Genomic DNA, 15,849 nt, shown 5'->3' with positions numbered 1-15,849 from the left:
TGACCAACCGCCCGGGAGGGCGCCCGCGTCCGCGGCGCCCTCCCGGCCTACACCCGCACCGTCAGCGACGACGGGGCCGCCGGGTCAGACCGAAGCCGACGACTCCAGCCACCGCAGCGAGGATGCCGCCGACCGTGCTCCAGGCCCAGCGCGAACCGAGCTCGGGCAGCCAACCGAAGAAGCCGTCGTCGTCGCCCTCGACCGGCTCCGTCGGAGCCGCATCGAGTATCGTGCCGGCCTCGGTGGGCAACACCAGGGGCTCCGCCAGCACGCCGTCGTCGCGGGACCCCTCACCCAGCGCGCCGACCAGTAGGTCAACCTCGATCGGCAGGCCAAGGTCCTCTTCCGGCAGGTCGGCCACGGAGAGCCGGACGTAGTAGGTCCCCGGCAGCGGATCGGCCGACCATGGCTCCGCCCAGGAGCGAACCTGCCGCAGGGCGCACCCGAGCGAGACGCTCTCGGCCTCGGCGGTAGCCGTCGGGGCCTGGGCACCAGCGGTGCAGGCCTGACGCCGCCGCAGCCCGTCGAAGACCTCCACGGTCCACGTCGACTCGCCACTGCGCTGCTTGGGGAACGACACGGTCGCGGTGACCTCGTGGCGCTCGCCGGCCACCGCCGGGAACGACCAGTACAGGTAGTCACCGGTGGCGGCGTCCACCTGCACCGGCTGCCCGGCGGTGATTTCGGTGGCGGTCAGGAAGGAGGTCCCCGCCCGGGTCACCGGGGCCGCCCCCGGTGACGGTGTCGGGGTCGCCCGGGCCACCCCGGGCGAGACCAGCAGGGCCAGGCCGACAGCGGCCAGGACGGCTCCGCCCCGCATTGAACGGACCGGCATCACTTCTCCCTCCAGGTCGCCACCCACCACCGGGTGAGTACCCCGGACGCCAGTCCGGCCAGCAGACCAGTCACCGTCAGCAGGACGAGCAGCACCACGCCACGACCGAGATCCGGAGCAGCCGGAGCGGGCGAGGAGGCGACCATGTCCACGGTCAACTCGACCGGCATCCCCGGCGTGGTCTGGGTCCCCGGCTGGGGTGCGAAGGCGTTACTCACCACGAGACAGACGATGGTGGCTTCGGCCTCGATCGTGGTGGACGGGGTTGGGGAGGGCCCATCCTCCGGCTCCTCCCCGGCCGACCAGCGCAGACCGGCGGAGACGACGTCGGTCCGGCCGCTACCGGCGTCCACGCCACGCACCAGTTCCCGACCGTCGATGGCCACCGCCCGCAGCAGCACCGCATGGTCGGGGTTGACCGGCCGGTCCAACGCGACGCTGACCGAGGCACGCAGCTCCTGCCCGGGATGCACCGGTACCCGATACCAACGGTGCTCCGAGAACTTCTCCCGATCGCTGTAGACGCCGGCGCCGAGCAGCGGGGCGTCGGCGCAGGCCGAGGTGCCGGCGACCACGGCCGGCGTGACCGTGTGCGTGTCCTGCGCCCGGTCGACCAGTTGCTTGATCCGCCCGGTCAGTTCGTCCGCGCTCTGCGCCGCGGTGTACGTGCCACCAGTGGCCGCGGCGATGCAGAGTAGCTGCTGGCGTACCTTCTCGTCCGGGGCCAGACCGAGGGTGTCCACGACCAGCTTCGTCCCCTGCGCAGCCAACTCTCGGGCCACCTCACAGGGGTCCGGTGGGGCGCAGGTGTCCTCCCCGTCGGTGATCAGCACGATCCGCCGGGCGGTGCTACCGGTGCCGAGATCCTCGGCGGCCAAGCGCAGCGCCAGCCCGACCGGGGTGTACCCGGTCGGCCGAAGCGTCGCCACCGCCGCCTTCGCCTGCACCCGGTCGACCGGTCCGACCGGCACGATCTGCTGGGTGTCCTGGCAGCCCTGCTCCTTGTCATCACCGGGATAGGTGGCACCGAGGACCCGGATGCCCAGTTCAGTCTCGTCCGGCAGCGCGTCCACCACCTCGTTGAACGCCTGCTGGGCAACCGAGATTCGGCTTCGCCCGTCGATGTCGGTGGCCCGCATCGACCCGCTGACATCAAGGACCAGCTCGACCTTGGGTGGCTCGACCGGGGTATCGCGATCCGCGAGGGCCGGTGCCGGACCAATCATCACGCTCGTCGCCAGCAGCCCGACGAGGGCTACCGCCAATCGTCTCGTCTTGATCATCGCGCGCAGTCTATGGCAGCTCCACATCGGACTGGCTCGCGGGTCCAGTGACGCAGATCACGCACGCTTCCGATCAAAACCGTGCCTAGCGTCGGGGGACGTGGCTGATCCGTCGATCGAAAGTCAAGCACCGCCGACCTCCGGGCCGCCGGTACGCCCACTCTCCCAGAACCGTGACTTCGTCATCCTCTGGGTGAGCCAGTCAATTTCCGCGCTGGGTAGCGCCGTCTCCTCGGTTAGCTTCGTCCTGCTGACTCTGGCCATCACCGGATCGGCAGTGCACGCGGGAGCTGTCGCGTCAATCGCCGCCATCACCGCTGTGGTGTGTCGACTCCCAGCGGGCTCCCTGGCGGACCGACACGACCGGCGACTTCTCATGATCGCGGCAGATCTGGGACGCGCGCTGGCGCTGGGCAGCCTGGTAATCGCAATCATCGTCGACGAGATCACATTCGTCCACATTGCGGTTGTGGTAGCCACGGAGGCAGCCCTGGCCAGTTGCTTCCAACCCGCGGAGACGGCAGCCCTTCGGTTTGTCGTGGCGCGAGCGCAGGTGACCCAGGCTGCCGCCCGAAACGAATCCCGTACGCAGCTTGCGACGCTGGTCGGACCTGCCCTCGGCGGGATACTCTTCAGCGCCGGCCGGATGGCGCCGTTCCTGGTGGATGCCGTCTCCTACCTCATCTCCGCGATGGGACTGGCCCTGATCCGGCGCCCCCTGCACAACCACACCCGGGAGCACCGGCCGCGCCGAGGCCGCGGTTTCGTCAACGCGGGTCTGCGGTGGCTGTGGCAGGAGCAGTTCGCCCGGGGCGCGGTGCTCTGGTTCGCCGGTGTCACCTTCGTTTTTCAGTCGATCGGGCTGGTCTGCGTCCTCCTGGCCGAGCGCCACGGCGCCGGGCCGGTTGCCATGGGGCTGCTGTTCTCGATTACCAGCACCGGTGGGTTGGTGGGCGCGTTGGCGGCGCCCCGGCTGGTCGCGCGCTTCTCGCCCCGGACGCTGATCATGGCGTTCGGGTGGGTCGCGGCGATGGTGACTCCGCTGTTGGCGGTGGCCCACTCCGCGTATCTCATCGGTGTCCTCGGTGCGCTGGTCTTCTTTCTCGGCCCCGCGGCCAACGCCGCGATCATCGGCTACATCCTCACCCGCGCCGAGCCCGCCCTCCAGGGACGGGTGAGTGCCGCCGTGCACCTCCTCGGCGGAAGCCTGCTACCGATAGCCCCCGCGCTCGCCGGCGTCCTCGTCCAGTGGCTCGATGCCGTCCCGACCGTGCTGCTGTACTCCTCGCTCCTGCTCGCCCTAGCAACCTTCGCGACGGCAACGCGTAGCCTGGGCGTACGTCAGCGCTGAACGGCGGTCGCGGCCAGCCACCCAGCACAGGTCAGGTGGGCGGCGGACCCTCCGAATCAGTGGAGCGAAGGCGCGCACACGCCTGCTCGCACGCCCGTTCAAGTCGTTCCGTGGCGTCGCGGGACAGGCCACGTTCGGCCGCGGTCCAGGACGCCCAGGCCTGGACAACGTCCGGGAGGACGCCACTCACCTCCGGATCACCGATGGCGTCCCGGGTCAGACCTGGCAGACCCAGGGCAGCCATCACCCGGCGCGGGCCGACCCGCATCGGATGGCAGCAGGCCCGCTCGGTGAGCTGCTCCACGAAGAGGTCCACCGCCTGGCTCGTCGCACCGCCCCCGGGCAGCTTGGAGCCGATGCTGGAGGCGAGGAACGCCCGCTTCATGAGTTCGACATCCACGCTGTCGGGCAGCGGGTCCGGTGGTGCGGCGGCGACGCTCAGGGCCCGGGCCCGGGCCAGGGTCAGCGCCCGCATCTTCCGGTACGCAGCCGGTGCCGGGTTCGGCTGGTAGTCCCGATCTTCCAGCACCTCATCCGAGGTGACGACGGCGTCCTCGAACAGCCGCCGGGCATACGCCGGGTCGACCGGCTCGGTGACCAGACCATCGACTCCGTCGGCACGGCGCAGGACATCCTGCAACACCTCCACGTCCATGCCGAGGGTCAGCTCCCGAAACAGGCCACCATCGACGGCAAGGTCAATCATGGCCAGGAGGCCGTGCTCATCGTCTCCGTCGTAGGAGAAGACGCACAGCAGGAAGGCGGTCTCGTCGAAGGGGTCGTGCGCCCACCAGCAGCCCTCCACCCGCACCCGACCGATCGTGGACGCCCAGGAGGCGTCGGGAACGCCCTGCCGGATGAGCCGGTCGGCGTGTAGCCCGGCCAGTTCCCGCTGCGTGTCGACCGGGCTCATCGCCTGGAACGCCCGCAGCGCCGCCACCGCCGTCGGCGTCTCCCGCCGACCCAACTCCTGAATGACCCGGGCATCCTCGCGCGCGGCGACAGCCAGGGATGGCCCGACTCCCTCCGCACCCTGATGGGCGAGCAGCTGCGTCATTCCCTCCTCGATGCGCCACGGCGAACCATCCGCCATGATCGAGAAGTTCCACTCCACGAAGTCAGCGCCCGCAACGGCACGATCGATGCCCTGATCGCTGTCATCCATCCCCGGATTGTCCCAGCCAATCGATCACCAGACGACTACCTCGCCGCGCGCGGCGAGCCGCTACCCGCCCCCGGGAGAGCGCGGCGACATGCCGGGGCCCGCCCTCAGGGTCGGAGGACGCGGGCCCCGGGTTGCCACGCGCGGAGCGGTCAGTCCTCGACCCAGCCGTACTGGCGCGCCATGGCGACCAGCGCCCGACGGGCCTCGACGATCTGCGCACCGGTCATCGTGGGCACGTTCGCCAGCAGCAGCTCGGTCACGGCGCTGTCGAACTGCTCGACCGCCAACACATCGCACTCACCGTCCTCGTCGGACAGCGGCTGCGGGCGACTCGGCACACTACGGCTCGACACCGCCGGGGCCGCCTCCAGCACCACGCTCGCGACCTTCAGGCCCCGTTCGGACTGCACCACCTCGTAGCTCACCCGCATGCCGGCGGTGACCTGATGCCGCTGATCACCGAAGTCATTGGCGTGCACGAAGACGTCGTCGCCGCCACCGAACGGTGCGATGAACCCGTAGCCGCGAACGTCATCGAACCGAACAATTGTCCCTTTTTCCACCACAATCCCCCAACAAAGACCAACCACCAACACCCGAAGCGCGCAACCGCCGATGGGTCCCACGCGCCGCCCAGCCTAGCGGCCCTGCCAACGGGACGGGACCGGACGTCAGCGGGGTGGGCTTCGGCCGCGCCGGAAACCCGACGACAGCAGCCTTGACCGCAGGTACGATCCACGCCCCGTGGACGGAAGCCAGCAGAAACTGATGATCGCTGTCCCGGCGGGGCAGGTTATGCTCTCTGACCGCCGCACACAGCGCCGATGGTCAGTCGACCTGAAGCCGTACGAGCTCGCCCGCTTCCCGGTCACACAGGCGCAGTATGCCGCGATCACCGGCGCCCATCCGAGCACGGCTCGCGGAGGTCAACTGCCGGTCGAGGGGGTCTCCTGGTGGGATGCCGTCCGGTGCTGCAACGCCTGGTCTCGACGGGACGGGCTACTGCCCGCCTATCGGATCTCCGGCGACGGGAAAATCGAGTGGGACCACTCCGCCGACGGGTACCGGTTGCCGACCGAAGCCGAGTGGGAGCACGCGTGCCGCGCCGGTACGACCGGCCCCCGCTACGGACCGCTGGACGAGATCGCCTGGTACCGCGGCAACTCGCGGGAACGAATCCACCCGGTGGGCGGCCGGCAACCGAACGCCTGGGGCCTGCACGACATGCTGGGCAACGTCTGGGACTGGTGCTGGGATCACTACGACCCGGAGGTCTACGGCAGCTACCGGGTCCTCCGTGGTTGCGGCTGGTTCGACGAGCACTGGAGTTGCCGGGCCTCCGTACGGCGCCGGAGCCACCCGACGTTTCGTGTGGACGACGTGGGTTTCCGCGTCGCGCGTTCCACTCACCCCGAGTCGGACTGACCTGGTGCCCGCGCCTCACCCCACGGCGTAGACCCCGGAGATCGCAGCGAGCACCTGATCCCGAGCGGCCGCGGCCGGACAGACACCGATAAGCACGTAGTAGGCCAGCCCCTCAGCGAGCGCCACCAGGGTTACGGCCACCTCCGCGGGATCGGTCCCGGCGCGAAGGTGGCCAGCGGCCTGGTCGCAGCGGAGCAGTTCGGCGAGTTGGCCGTGGAGTTTGGCGTAGTCGACGCGGAGGCGGGCGGCGATGGCCTCATCGGCCAACGCCACCGCGGTGAATGACTGGCGTACCCGCAGGTGGGCACGGGTGACGGCGTCGTACGGAATCAGCTCGGTGAGCACCACGGTAAGTAGGCGTCGTCGGCTGACGTCCTGGTCATCGGGTTTGGCCTTGGCGGCTATCCGATCGCTGGAGAGGGCGTTGCCCCGCTCGAAGGCAGCCTCGACCAGTTCTCGCTTGGTGGGAAAGTAGTGCTGCACCCGGCCGGGCGACACGCCGGCCTGCGCGGCCACCACGACCAGGGACACGGCCGCCAGACCACGTTCGGCGACGACAGCCAGTACCGCATCGGCGATCTCGTTGCGCCGATGCTCATGCTCGAAGCCCACTCCGCGGGTTCGACCGGTCGCCAACCCCTTCCCCCTTCCCCATCCAGGTTGCCCAGACGCTACTTCATGACTACGGTCTGCGGTATAGCAATGTGGTTACACTGATTTGATCGGGGGCGTCGTGAGGTGGTGGGATGGGGACAAGCCGGGCACGCGGCGCGCTCGGCGCCGCACCTCGGACGCGCCCTCCGGCCGGGCCGCGCTCCTGCTGGCCTGCACCGCACAGTTCCTGGTGGTGCTCGATGTATCCGTGGTCAACGTCGCACTTCCGTCCATCCAACGGGCCCTCTCCCTTTCTCCGTCCGGCCTACCCTGGGTCGCCAACGCCTACGCGCTGGTGTTCGGAGGCTTCCTCCTCCTGGGCGGCCGACTGGCCGATGTGTATGGCTGCAAGCTGGTCTTGATCTCCGGGCTGGGGCTGTTCACGGCCGCGAGCCTCGTCGGCGGGCTCGCCACCACCGCCGGTGCGCTCATCGGGGCCCGCGCGTTCCAGGGCCTGGGTGCCGCCACGCTGGCACCCGCCACCCTGACGATCCTCACCACGACATTTCCGCCTGGTTCCGCGCGCAACCGCGCATTGGCTGTCTGGACCGCGGTCAGCCTGGCTGGCGGCGCGGCCGGCAACCTCCTCAGCGGCGCCCTCACCGCGTACCTGACCTGGCGGTCAACCTTGCTGATCAACGTACCGATCGGCGCGTTCTGCATTGCCCTGGCAGCTGTCACGCTGGCCGGAGGGCGACCACGCGACCGACTGGTCCAGCTCGACGTCAAGGGTGCTGCCCTGATCACCACCGCCCTGATCGCGGTGACCTACGCCGTCACGGCCAGCTACCCGCACAGCCAGCGAGGGCCAACCGCCGCCGTGGCGTTGGTCGTCGGCCTGATCTGCCTGGCCGCCTTCGTCGTGGTCGAGGCACGCGGCGCGGAGCCACGACTCCTGCCACCGCGGCTGCTGCGAACCAGGGCAGTCTGGCTGGGCAACCTGCTGATGCTGCTGGTCGGGGCGGGCTTCCAGATTCCGCTGTGGTATTTCCTGACCCTGTACCTACAGCAGGTACTCGAACTCACCCCATTGCAGGCCGGCGCCGGGTTCCTACCACACACCCTGCTGATGATGCTGGTCGGAATGCGCGTGACCCCGTGGCTGATGCGACACGTAGCCGCGCGGAGCCTGGTCATCGTCGGAACCGCCATCGCCGCGGCCGGGTTCTGGTGGCAGAGTCAGCTCACCGTCCACAGCACCTACCTGTCCGGCGTGCTCGGTCCGGCCGTCGTGATGTCGGTCGGCGGCGGGCTACTCATCGTGCCGCTGACCGCCGTGGTGACCTCCGGTGTCTCCGGCCCCGACGCCGGGGCGGTCTCCGGGTTGGCGAACGCCGCCAAACAGTTTGGTGGCGTCCTGGGCCTGACCGCACTCATCGCGCTGACCAGCCAGCATTCGTCCACCAAAGCCGAGCTCGTCAACGGCTACGCGCAGGCGTTCGCGTTCACCGCCCTCATCCTGGCCCTCGTCGCCGTCGTGGCGCTCGCCCTACCAGCCGGGGGTGCCCTCAGGCCACCTCCCGGGCCTCGCCGGACCAGCGCCGGCACAGCCGGCGGTCGTGACTGACCACCACGACGGCACCCTGGTATTCCGCCAGAGCGGCCTCCAACTCCTCGACCAGGCCCAGCGAGAGATGGTTGGTGGGCTCATCCAGCAGCAGTAGGTCGACGGGCTCGCTGAACAGCCGGGCCACCGCCAGCCGTTGGCGTTGCCCGGTGGAGAGCCGGCCGATCGGCACGGTGAGGCTCTCCGGGGTGAACAGCCCGAGCGAAAGCAGACTGGAGATGTACTCCTCGGCCGGACCGGGCCGTCCGTGCGCGAAGGCGGCCAGCAGGGTCCGCTCCGGCTCGGCGGTGGAAACCTCCTGTGGGAGGTACCCGATCCGGCCAGAACGGGTCACCTGACCACCGTCCGGGGCGAGGTCACCGGCGAGGATCCGCAACAGCGTGCTCTTCCCGGCGCCGTTCGGCCCCCGGATCAGCAGGCGTTGTCCCGTCGCGACGGTCAGCGTGGTGGGCTTGAGCCGACCGGCGAACGTCACCTCCCGGGCGGCCAGTAGCACCCCGGCGACGGCTGCCGGATGCCTGGGCGGCTCGAACCGAAGCGGGTCGGGCGGCGGCGGCACCGGATCCGCCTGGAGGCGGCGCAGTCGTAGCTCCGCATTGCGGACGCGGCTCGCGACCGACTGCTGCACCCGGCCGGCGTTGCGGTCATAGGCGATCTTGTTGCAATCCTTCATCGCCCGGCCGGGCGCCACCTGTCGGGCCGTGGTCGCCGCAACCTCCCGCAGCCGGTCCGACTCCGCCTGCCACTGTTCGTACGCCTGCTGCCAGCGTTGCCGGGCCGCCGCCCGCTCGACCAGGTAGCCGGCGTACCCGGCGCCGTAGCGGACCAGGGTGCGCCGATCCGCGTCCACCTCGATCAGGCCGGTGGCAACCTGCTCCAGGAAGACCCGGTCATGGGAGACCACGACCGTGGTGCCACGCCGGGAGCCGAGGTACCCCTCCAGCCAGCTCAACGCGGTGTCGTCAAGATGGTTGGTCGGTTCGTCGAGCAGCAGCACCTCACTGTTGGCGGCCAGCACCGAGGCCAGGTGCACGCGCGCCTGCTCCCCGCCGGAGAGGCCGCCAAGCGGACGGTGCCGCTCCACCGCGGTCAGCCCCAGCCCGTGCAACGCCTGCTCGACCCGGGCGTCGGCCTCGTACCCTCCCCGCAGCTCGAAGGTGGTCGCCAGGTTCCCGTACTCGGTCAGGTCGTTCTGGTTGCCGCCGGCGAGCCGTGGCTCCAGTTCCCGTAACCGCGCCTCCATCGCGCGCAGGTCGGCCAGGGCGGCATCGATCGCCTGCTGAACGGTCAGCTGCCCCGGCAGGTACATGTCCTGGGCGAGGTACCCGACACCGCCGTCCGCGGTGACAATCACCTGCCCATCGTCCGGCTCCTCTCGGCCGGCGAGCAGGCGCAGCAGCGTCGACTTGCCGGAGCCGTTCTCGCCGATGATCCCCGTACGCCGGTTGGGGGTGACGGCGAAGGTGACGCCGTCAAGCAGAAGTCGATCACCGTACGCCTTGGTCACGCTCTGGACGCTGATCTGGGTGGGCATGTGGATGCTCCGAAGTGTCAAGGTCGGGAACCCGCCGGGGCGGGAGGTCGGACACGGGGAACACTCAGCGGAGCATCACGCCTCCCTAAAGCTATGGATGTAGCGATAAGATGCTGACATGGCCCAGCCCCCGCCGCCAACCGATAAATCCCCCCGCCGCCCCAATGGACGCAGTGCGCGCGTCCGCCGCAAGGTGCTTGACGCCGTCCGCGCGCAGCTGGTTGAGGGCGGCTTCGACCTACTGACCATGGACGCCGTGGCCGACCGGTCGGGCGTACACCGGACCACGGTCTACCGGCGCTGGCGGGACGTCGGCGGCCTACTGGCTGATGTCCTGACCGACGCGACCGGCGACGACTGGCGCCCGCCACAGACCGGTTCGCTGGAGACAGACCTCGCCGCAGTCAACTGTGAGGTCCACGCGGCGCTGACCACCGACTCATCGATCAGCACCGCGCTGATCGCCGCCTCGTTTCGCTCCCCCCAGGCAGCGGAGGCGCTGCGGACCTTTTGGGCCGATCGCTACGCGCGCTGTGCTGCCATCGTGCGACGCGCCATTGACCGCGGCGAGGTCCCAGCCGACACCGACCCACGCGCCGTGATCATCGCGGCGACCGCACCGCTGTACCACACCCTCGTCCTACTCCGGTCTCCCGCCGACAGCGGCCTCGCCGCACGCTCGGCCCACCAGGTGAGCGTCGCCGCCCGCGCGGGCGCCTTCGCCCGCCCCAGCAACGAGCTCATGACCGCCGGCGCAGCAGGATCCGGGATGCGGTGAAGCCCGGCACGTGCGGCTGTGAAAAAGGTAACCAACATGAGGCTGCCGGTCGGTAACTCCTGTTAGGATTCCGCAATTCTTCATGTCGCCGCCATTGAAGAAGGGAACCATCTGAATGCATGACGTGGACACCGTGCGTTATCCACTGGCCGCTCCAGGAAGCGACGTATGGGAACGCGTCGTCACAAAAACCCGCGCCGAACTGCGGGACCACGGTTGCAGTGTGCTGCCGGAGTTCATTCGACCGACCAGCTGGGAGACGCTACGACGAGAAGGCGCCACAGTTGCCCCGTCGGCATACTACGACGTTACGGAAACCAACGTCTACAATACGAAACTCGACGCCGACCTACCGGCGGAGCACCCGGGTCGCATCCTCATGCGCCGCGGCAACGCGTTCGTCCCGCGCGATCTGATCCCCGCCGACAGTGTCATCCACCGGCTCTACCGCGACCCGTCGTTCGTACGCTTCGTCGCCGCCTGTTTCGAACTCCCCGCACTCCACGAACTCGCCGACCCGCTCTCCGGCCTGGTACTCAATGTCGTGCAGCCCGGTATGGACCATCCGTGGCACTTCGACCTCAACGAGTTCACCGTCAGCCTACTGACCCAGGAGCCGGAGGACGGGGGCGTATTCGAGTACTGCCCGAACATCCGTTCTGCGGGTGCGGAGAACTTCGACGCGGTCCGTGCGGTGCTCACCGGTGCCGATCGAGCACCGGTACGAGCCCAGACTCTGCGTCCCGGTGACCTCCAACTGTTCAAGGGGCGGTACGCGCTACACCGGGTGAGTGCCGTGCACGGGGACACCGCCCGGCACACAGCGATCTTCGCCTACTCCCAACGCCCCGGCGTGACGGGCAGTGTCACCCGTACGCAGCAGCTCTTCGGCCGGGTCCTACCCACGCACCGCGATGCCGAACGTCATGCCACCCGAGTCGACCAGCTGCTGGACTAGCGCTCACGAAGATAACCCCATGCGTTTCAACCAGCCCGGCGGACTTCCGACGGCATACCCTTTGACCGCAACCACTGGCCCAGAAGGCGGCCCGACGAGCAGCACATTCCAGGAGGCCGAGTGAGTACGTTCGAGAACGAGGGCAAGTTGCCCTCGGTACCGCTACCCACGCTGGAGGAGACCTGTGCCCGCTTCCTCGAGTGGTCCGGGCCGCTGCTGACAGCGCAGGAGTTCGCCGACACCGAGGCCGCGGTGCGGGAGTTCGAGCAGGCCGACGGTCCGGGTCCGAAGCTCCACGCCGACCTGGTGCGGTACAACGAGGACACCGCTACCCACAGCTGGCTGGACTACTTCTGGCCGGCCCGCTACCTCGGCCGGCGCGACCGCATCGCGTTGAACGCCAACTTCTTCTTCCTGTTTCGTGACACGCCGCTGCGCGGGTTCGCCGATCCACAGGTGGAGCGCGCGGTGCGGCTCATCGCCGCCACCGTCAACTACAAGGTCCAGCTCGACGCGGAGCGCATCCCACCTGCCGTGACCCGCGGGCAGCCGCTGTCGATGGAACAGAACAAATTTCTCTTCTCCACCACCCGTATCCCGGGGCCGACGCAGGACAGCGTCCGAGCACCGTACAGCGCCGAGATGCCGGGCCCCGCAACCGCACGGCACATCGTGGTGTTCTGCCACGGCAACGCCTTCCGGATGGACGTACTCGGTCCGGACGGGCGCCCCTACTCCCTCGATGACCTGGCGGCGGGCCTGCGGGAGCTGCAGAAGGCCGGCCTCGTGCCGGCGGCGATGACCACCGCGGCCGGCCACCTCACCACCATGGCCCGTGCCGAGTGGGCGGCCGCCCGACAGCGACTGGTCGCGCTCGACCCCAGCAACGCCGCGGCGCTGGAGGCCATCGAGACGGCGCTGTTCTGCGTCTGCCTGGAGGACCTGACCCCCGCCGACGATCTGGCGGCCTGCGACCAACTCCTGCACGGCGACAGCGGCAACCGGTGGTTCGACAAGGCGGTGTCGCTCATAGTCTTCGCGGATGGCACCGCCGGCATCAACGTCGAACACTGCGAGCTGGACGGCACCACCATCCTCAGCTTCGTCGACACGATCCTCGCCGGAACACCGGAGGAGCACGCCGCGCAGTCCGGTGCGGTGGCACAGGGCGTGCCAGCGATCGAGCCGGTCACCTTCGTGCTCGATGACGGGCTGCAAGCCGAGATCGGCACCGCGGCACAATCCTTCGCCCAGTTCGGCGCGGACACCGCCACCGTGACCCTACCCATCGACGAGTTCGGGGTGGACGAGGTCAAGCGGCTCCGAATGTCACCGGACGCCTTCGTACAGCTGGGATACCAGCTCGCGCACAAACGCGCCAAGGGGTTCACCGGTGCCACGTACGAGTCCATCGCCACCCGCCAGTACTCGCGGGGGCGAACCGAGGCGATGCGCGTCGTCACGCCCGAAGTGCTGCGGTTCGTCGCGGTCATGGACGATCCCGCCGCAGCCCGGGAGGAGCGCCGGGCGGCGTTTCGTGCCGCGGCCGACAAACATGTCGAACGGGCGAAGCAGTGCCAGGCCGGTGCCGCACCGGAGCAGCACCTCTGGGAGCTACAGCTCATCCAGCAGCGGCGGGGGGCCGAACTCGGCGTGCCGGAGTCGCCCCGACTCTACGAAACGCCGGGGTGGCGCACGATGCGCGACGACTACCTGAGCACCAGCTCGGCGCCGTCGACGAAGATCCGCTACTTCGGATTCGGGGCCACCAGCAGCCGTTGCATCGGAATCGCCTACGTGCTGCTGCCGGACCGGTTCCAGCTGTACCTCAGCACTCCACGCCCGGTCGCCGAGATGATGCACACGTTCGCCGACCGGCTCCGCGAGGCGTTGCGTGAGCTGCGCGCCCTCCTCGACGAGCAGTAGCCGACCAGGGACCACCAGTTTTGGCATCCCACCCGTCAGCCGGAGCCGCAGGTACCGGGCTTGGGTGCTGGGGACGTTGACGGTGGTCACCTGGCCGGTCCGAATCCGGTGGCGATGGTCGTGGATGACACCTGGACCTGGTACCCGCGCGGGCCGTCCCCGAGGAGCCGCTGCTGTCGAGCAGCAGCCGGGTGAAAGGGTTGCCGCGCCCAGGTCGACCGGGAAGTGCTGCCCGGGGGCTTGTCCCGCCACCGCGCTCCACCGGGTGGTCTGGCTCGGGTCAACAGCGTTCCTCGCCGGGCTGCCGCTTTCGGCGGCTGACGTCGAGACGGTCCAGCCGCCACGGTCCAGCGCCGGCGTACCGTAGACGTGGCACTCGGCGATGGACCATCCCCTCGGCTCCGCGCCGGTCCGGGTGACCCGTACGTCACCCCAATGTCGAGTCTCGGTCGACGTGAACCAACATCCGCACGCCCCGGGCGAACCCGACCCGATCAATCCGAGAGCGACGCGGATCGTCGTGGCTACGGGGAACCCAACCAGGTCACCGGGACCAACCATTACCTGGCGGATAATGGACACTCCACCGCCGGCGGTGCGAACCTCCAGGAACCACGGGGACACCAGGTGGCCTCCGAGACGAGAGGATCCGCAGCCATGAGCGACCTTGCCAACACCGTCCAGCACTACATCGACATGTGGAATGAGACTGATCCCCTGCGTCGGATCGATAAGGTTCGCGATATCTGCACCGAAAATGCGACCTATACGGATCCAAAGATAGGCCTCATGGGACACGAGGCGATCAACGCGTTTATCAGTGCCGTCCAGGCGCAGCTCCCGGGCATGACCTTCACCCTGGCCGGGCCGGTCGACACCCATCACGACATTGCCCGCTTCACCTGGCACCTCGCCCCAGCCGGGGCAGCCGAGCCGGTGGCCGTGGGCTTCGACGTGGTCAAGGCCGACGACGACGGACGGCTCTCCGCGGTGTACGGCTTCCTCGACAAGGAGCCCACCGCCAGCTGAGCGCGCAGCAACCGCACGGTCGGCGAAGCAGCCATCCGGGGCGTCGCCATTCCGGCGTCGCCCCGGATGAGCTGGCGGAAGCAGGAACTGACGATCGAAGTTCGAGACACGGCTACCACTGTGATCAGGGCGGTGGGTCGCCGACCAGGAACTGGTACGAGTCGGCTTCGCCGTAGTGCCACCCGCCTACTGCCCATCGAGCGGCTGGCCGGGTTGACCAACCGAGAGCGGACAACCCTGCGGATGCGCGCGGAAGCAGGGTCGAATCCAAAGATCGCGGCCGCGATGATGGCAACACACCGCGAAGGCGCACGTCGGTAACGTGTCCACCAAGCTCGGCCTACGCGATCGGGTGCGGGCCGTGATCACGGCGTACGAGACCGGCCCGGTCAGGTCCGGGCAGAGGTAGTGGTCGCGGTTCTGGAATCGCATGTTCGGGCGTCGTAGTGCCGCTAGCTAGAAGTTGAAGGAGTTGAAAACTCTTTTCGTCCTCGCCCAAGATGCGGTGGGTGCGGATGACCGCGCCCTTGATGCATCAGAAGAGGGTGGCAGCCCGTTCGAGCCGGGCCGAGTCCGGGTACGCCTCGCCGTTACGGGCGTGCCAAGCCCTATCCCGAGCGGACAGCGGCAGAAGGAATGCGCTTCCACAGCGCGCCGCGGAGAAATCATGGCCTCACCAGGTTTAGCCTTGGGCTAGCTCTCGCCGTTCGGGAACCCAGTCCACCGATTCGGCCGCCGAGGGCTCAGTGAACACCAGGACGGACTCGTCGCAGCGTTTGAACACCAATCGCTCCTGCGGATACTCGTACAGTTCGCCCGCCATCAACAGCAGCGATTGGCCCTGAATGTGCAAGACCACCTCGGCCAGGACGCCTTCGTCCAGGAACGTCGAGACACCGTCGACCTCGCCGGTGGGCAACTCCGACAGGGTCCGCATGCGATATATCCCCGTCATACCTGCCCAGTCCGCCGAGTAGTCGCTAGCTGCTCGGCGCCGCCACAGGCCCCATGTAATGTCGTCCTGGTAAGTGTCGATGGTCACGAAGGTCCCGTCATCGAGTGAGGCACCTAGTACTCCAGCCGGGGTTGTTGACCTTGGCTGAGCTGCGGTTCGATGCGATGCGGGAACGAGGGCAGCCACCGTCGATCATGGACGGTTGTGTGGACTGACCATGATGCAGCGGTGGCTGCCGGATACAGGGTAGACGCCCAGCGGTGGCGGGTGTTGTTCGACGACCTGATGTTGACGGTCGGGCAGCGTTTCCGCAGGCCGGAGCCTCGCCGTCGGGTGCGTGACTTCGTCCGGGGCTTGCTGGCGCCGTTACCGTCGAAGAACTGCTGGAC

The 15,849-nt window shown here is 68.8% G+C and carries 14 protein-coding genes and 1 pseudogene; 8 read left to right on the top strand and 7 right to left on the bottom strand.

Going from position 1 to position 15,849, the window contains the following annotated elements:
• Positions 1 to 61: 61 nt before the first annotated feature.
• The gene (locus B118_RS0125005; RefSeq protein WP_033660539.1) at positions 62 to 835 is read right to left on the bottom strand and encodes a hypothetical protein; all 774 of its coding nucleotides are present in this window, start codon (positions 833 to 835) and stop codon (positions 62 to 64) included.
• A complete protein-coding gene (locus B118_RS0125000; RefSeq protein WP_018219976.1) occupies positions 835 to 2,118 on the bottom strand; it encodes a VWA domain-containing protein in 1,284 nt (427 codons plus the stop codon). The genes B118_RS0125005 and B118_RS0125000 overlap by 1 nt, the downstream gene beginning before the upstream one ends.
• A 100-nt stretch (positions 2,119 to 2,218) precedes the next feature.
• Between B118_RS0125000 and B118_RS0124995 the strand changes: the two genes are divergently transcribed.
• A complete protein-coding gene (locus tag B118_RS0124995) occupies positions 2,219 to 3,469 on the top strand; it encodes an MFS transporter (protein ID WP_028185844.1) in 1,251 nt (416 codons plus the stop codon).
• A gap of 31 nt (positions 3,470 to 3,500) precedes the next feature.
• Here B118_RS0124995 and B118_RS0124990 read toward each other — a convergent pair whose 3' ends face one another.
• Positions 3,501 to 4,634, bottom strand: a complete 1,134-nt coding sequence (locus tag B118_RS0124990) for a beta clamp domain-containing protein (RefSeq protein ID WP_018826835.1) — start codon at positions 4,632 to 4,634, stop codon at positions 3,501 to 3,503.
• A 149-nt stretch (positions 4,635 to 4,783) separates the two neighbouring features.
• Positions 4,784 to 5,197 (bottom strand): cold-shock protein, encoded by a 414-nt coding sequence (locus B118_RS0124985; protein ID WP_018820949.1) that lies wholly within the window; start codon positions 5,195 to 5,197, stop codon positions 4,784 to 4,786.
• A gap of 181 nt (positions 5,198 to 5,378) precedes the next feature.
• On the opposite strand from B118_RS0124985, the gene B118_RS0124980 reads away from it, so the two are divergent.
• On the top strand, positions 5,379 to 6,059 hold the full coding sequence (locus B118_RS0124980; protein WP_028193676.1) for a formylglycine-generating enzyme family protein: 681 nt from the start codon (positions 5,379 to 5,381) through the stop codon (positions 6,057 to 6,059).
• Between the two features lie 15 nt (positions 6,060 to 6,074).
• Here B118_RS0124980 and B118_RS0124975 read toward each other — a convergent pair whose 3' ends face one another.
• A complete protein-coding gene (locus tag B118_RS0124975) occupies positions 6,075 to 6,671 on the bottom strand; it encodes a TetR/AcrR family transcriptional regulator (RefSeq protein ID WP_018219981.1) in 597 nt (198 codons plus the stop codon).
• 121 nt (positions 6,672 to 6,792) lie between these two features.
• Between B118_RS0124975 and B118_RS0124970 the strand changes: the two genes are divergently transcribed.
• On the top strand, positions 6,793 to 8,280 hold the full coding sequence (locus B118_RS0124970) for an MFS transporter (RefSeq protein WP_018811386.1): 1,488 nt from the start codon (positions 6,793 to 6,795) through the stop codon (positions 8,278 to 8,280).
• On the opposite strand, the gene abc-f is transcribed toward B118_RS0124970, so the two are convergent.
• Positions 8,222 to 9,814 carry a ribosomal protection-like ABC-F family protein gene (gene abc-f / locus B118_RS0124965; protein WP_028193675.1) on the bottom strand — a complete coding sequence of 531 codons (1,593 nt, stop codon included), beginning with the start codon at positions 9,812 to 9,814 and terminating at the stop codon, positions 8,222 to 8,224. The genes B118_RS0124970 and abc-f overlap by 59 nt on opposite strands.
• A 193-nt stretch (positions 9,815 to 10,007) precedes the next feature.
• Between abc-f and B118_RS0124960 the strand changes: the two genes are divergently transcribed.
• The 4 genes from B118_RS0124960 to B118_RS0124945 all read left to right on the top strand — a co-directional run bounded on the left by B118_RS0124960 (position 10,008) and on the right by B118_RS0124945 (position 14,505).
• Positions 10,008 to 10,592 (top strand): TetR/AcrR family transcriptional regulator, encoded by a 585-nt coding sequence (locus B118_RS0124960; RefSeq protein WP_018811388.1) that lies wholly within the window; start codon positions 10,008 to 10,010, stop codon positions 10,590 to 10,592.
• Between the two features lie 115 nt (positions 10,593 to 10,707).
• The gene (locus B118_RS0124955; RefSeq protein WP_027645557.1) at positions 10,708 to 11,550 is read left to right on the top strand and encodes a HalD/BesD family halogenase; all 843 of its coding nucleotides are present in this window, start codon (positions 10,708 to 10,710) and stop codon (positions 11,548 to 11,550) included.
• Positions 11,551 to 11,670: 120 nt separating this feature from the next.
• Entirely contained in the window at positions 11,671 to 13,476 is a 1,806-nt protein-coding gene (locus tag B118_RS0124950) for a choline/carnitine O-acyltransferase (protein WP_018811390.1), read from the top strand.
• 657 nt (positions 13,477 to 14,133) lie between these two features.
• Complete coding sequence (locus B118_RS0124945; RefSeq protein ID WP_018219987.1) at positions 14,134 to 14,505, top strand: nuclear transport factor 2 family protein; 372 nt, start codon at positions 14,134 to 14,136, stop codon at positions 14,503 to 14,505.
• 682 nt (positions 14,506 to 15,187) lie between these two features.
• On the opposite strand, the gene B118_RS33370 is transcribed toward B118_RS0124945, so the two are convergent.
• Complete coding sequence (locus B118_RS33370; protein ID WP_019032521.1) at positions 15,188 to 15,442, bottom strand: hypothetical protein; 255 nt, start codon at positions 15,440 to 15,442, stop codon at positions 15,188 to 15,190.
• A 246-nt stretch (positions 15,443 to 15,688) separates the two neighbouring features.
• On the opposite strand from B118_RS33370, the pseudogene B118_RS33795 reads away from it, so the two are divergent.
• Positions 15,689 to 15,849, top strand: a pseudogene (locus tag B118_RS33795) (IS701 family transposase); the annotation flags it as partial.

This window comes from Salinispora pacifica CNR114 (genome assembly GCF_000514775.1).
GTDB lineage: Bacteria > Actinomycetota > Actinomycetes > Mycobacteriales > Micromonosporaceae > Micromonospora > Micromonospora pacifica.
Note: the sequence above shows the minus strand (reverse complement) of the source record. Positions and strands in the feature narration are given on the sequence as shown.

Coding starts and splice junctions, on each gene's coding strand:
- B118_RS0125005 (WP_033660539.1), bottom strand. CDS start 835: ATGCCGGTCCGTTCAATGCGGGGCGGAGCCGTCCTGGCCGCTGTCGGC.
- B118_RS0125000 (WP_018219976.1), bottom strand. CDS start 2,118: ATGATCAAGACGAGACGATTGGCGGTAGCCCTCGTCGGGCTGCTGGCG.
- B118_RS0124990 (WP_018826835.1), bottom strand. CDS start 4,634: ATGGATGACAGCGATCAGGGCATCGATCGTGCCGTTGCGGGCGCTGAC.
- abc-f (WP_028193675.1), bottom strand. CDS start 9,814: ATGCCCACCCAGATCAGCGTCCAGAGCGTGACCAAGGCGTACGGTGAT.
- B118_RS0124955 (WP_027645557.1), top strand. CDS start 10,708: ATGCATGACGTGGACACCGTGCGTTATCCACTGGCCGCTCCAGGAAGC.
- B118_RS0124945 (WP_018219987.1), top strand. CDS start 14,134: ATGAGCGACCTTGCCAACACCGTCCAGCACTACATCGACATGTGGAAT.
- B118_RS33370 (WP_019032521.1), bottom strand. CDS start 15,442: ATGCGGACCCTGTCGGAGTTGCCCACCGGCGAGGTCGACGGTGTCTCG.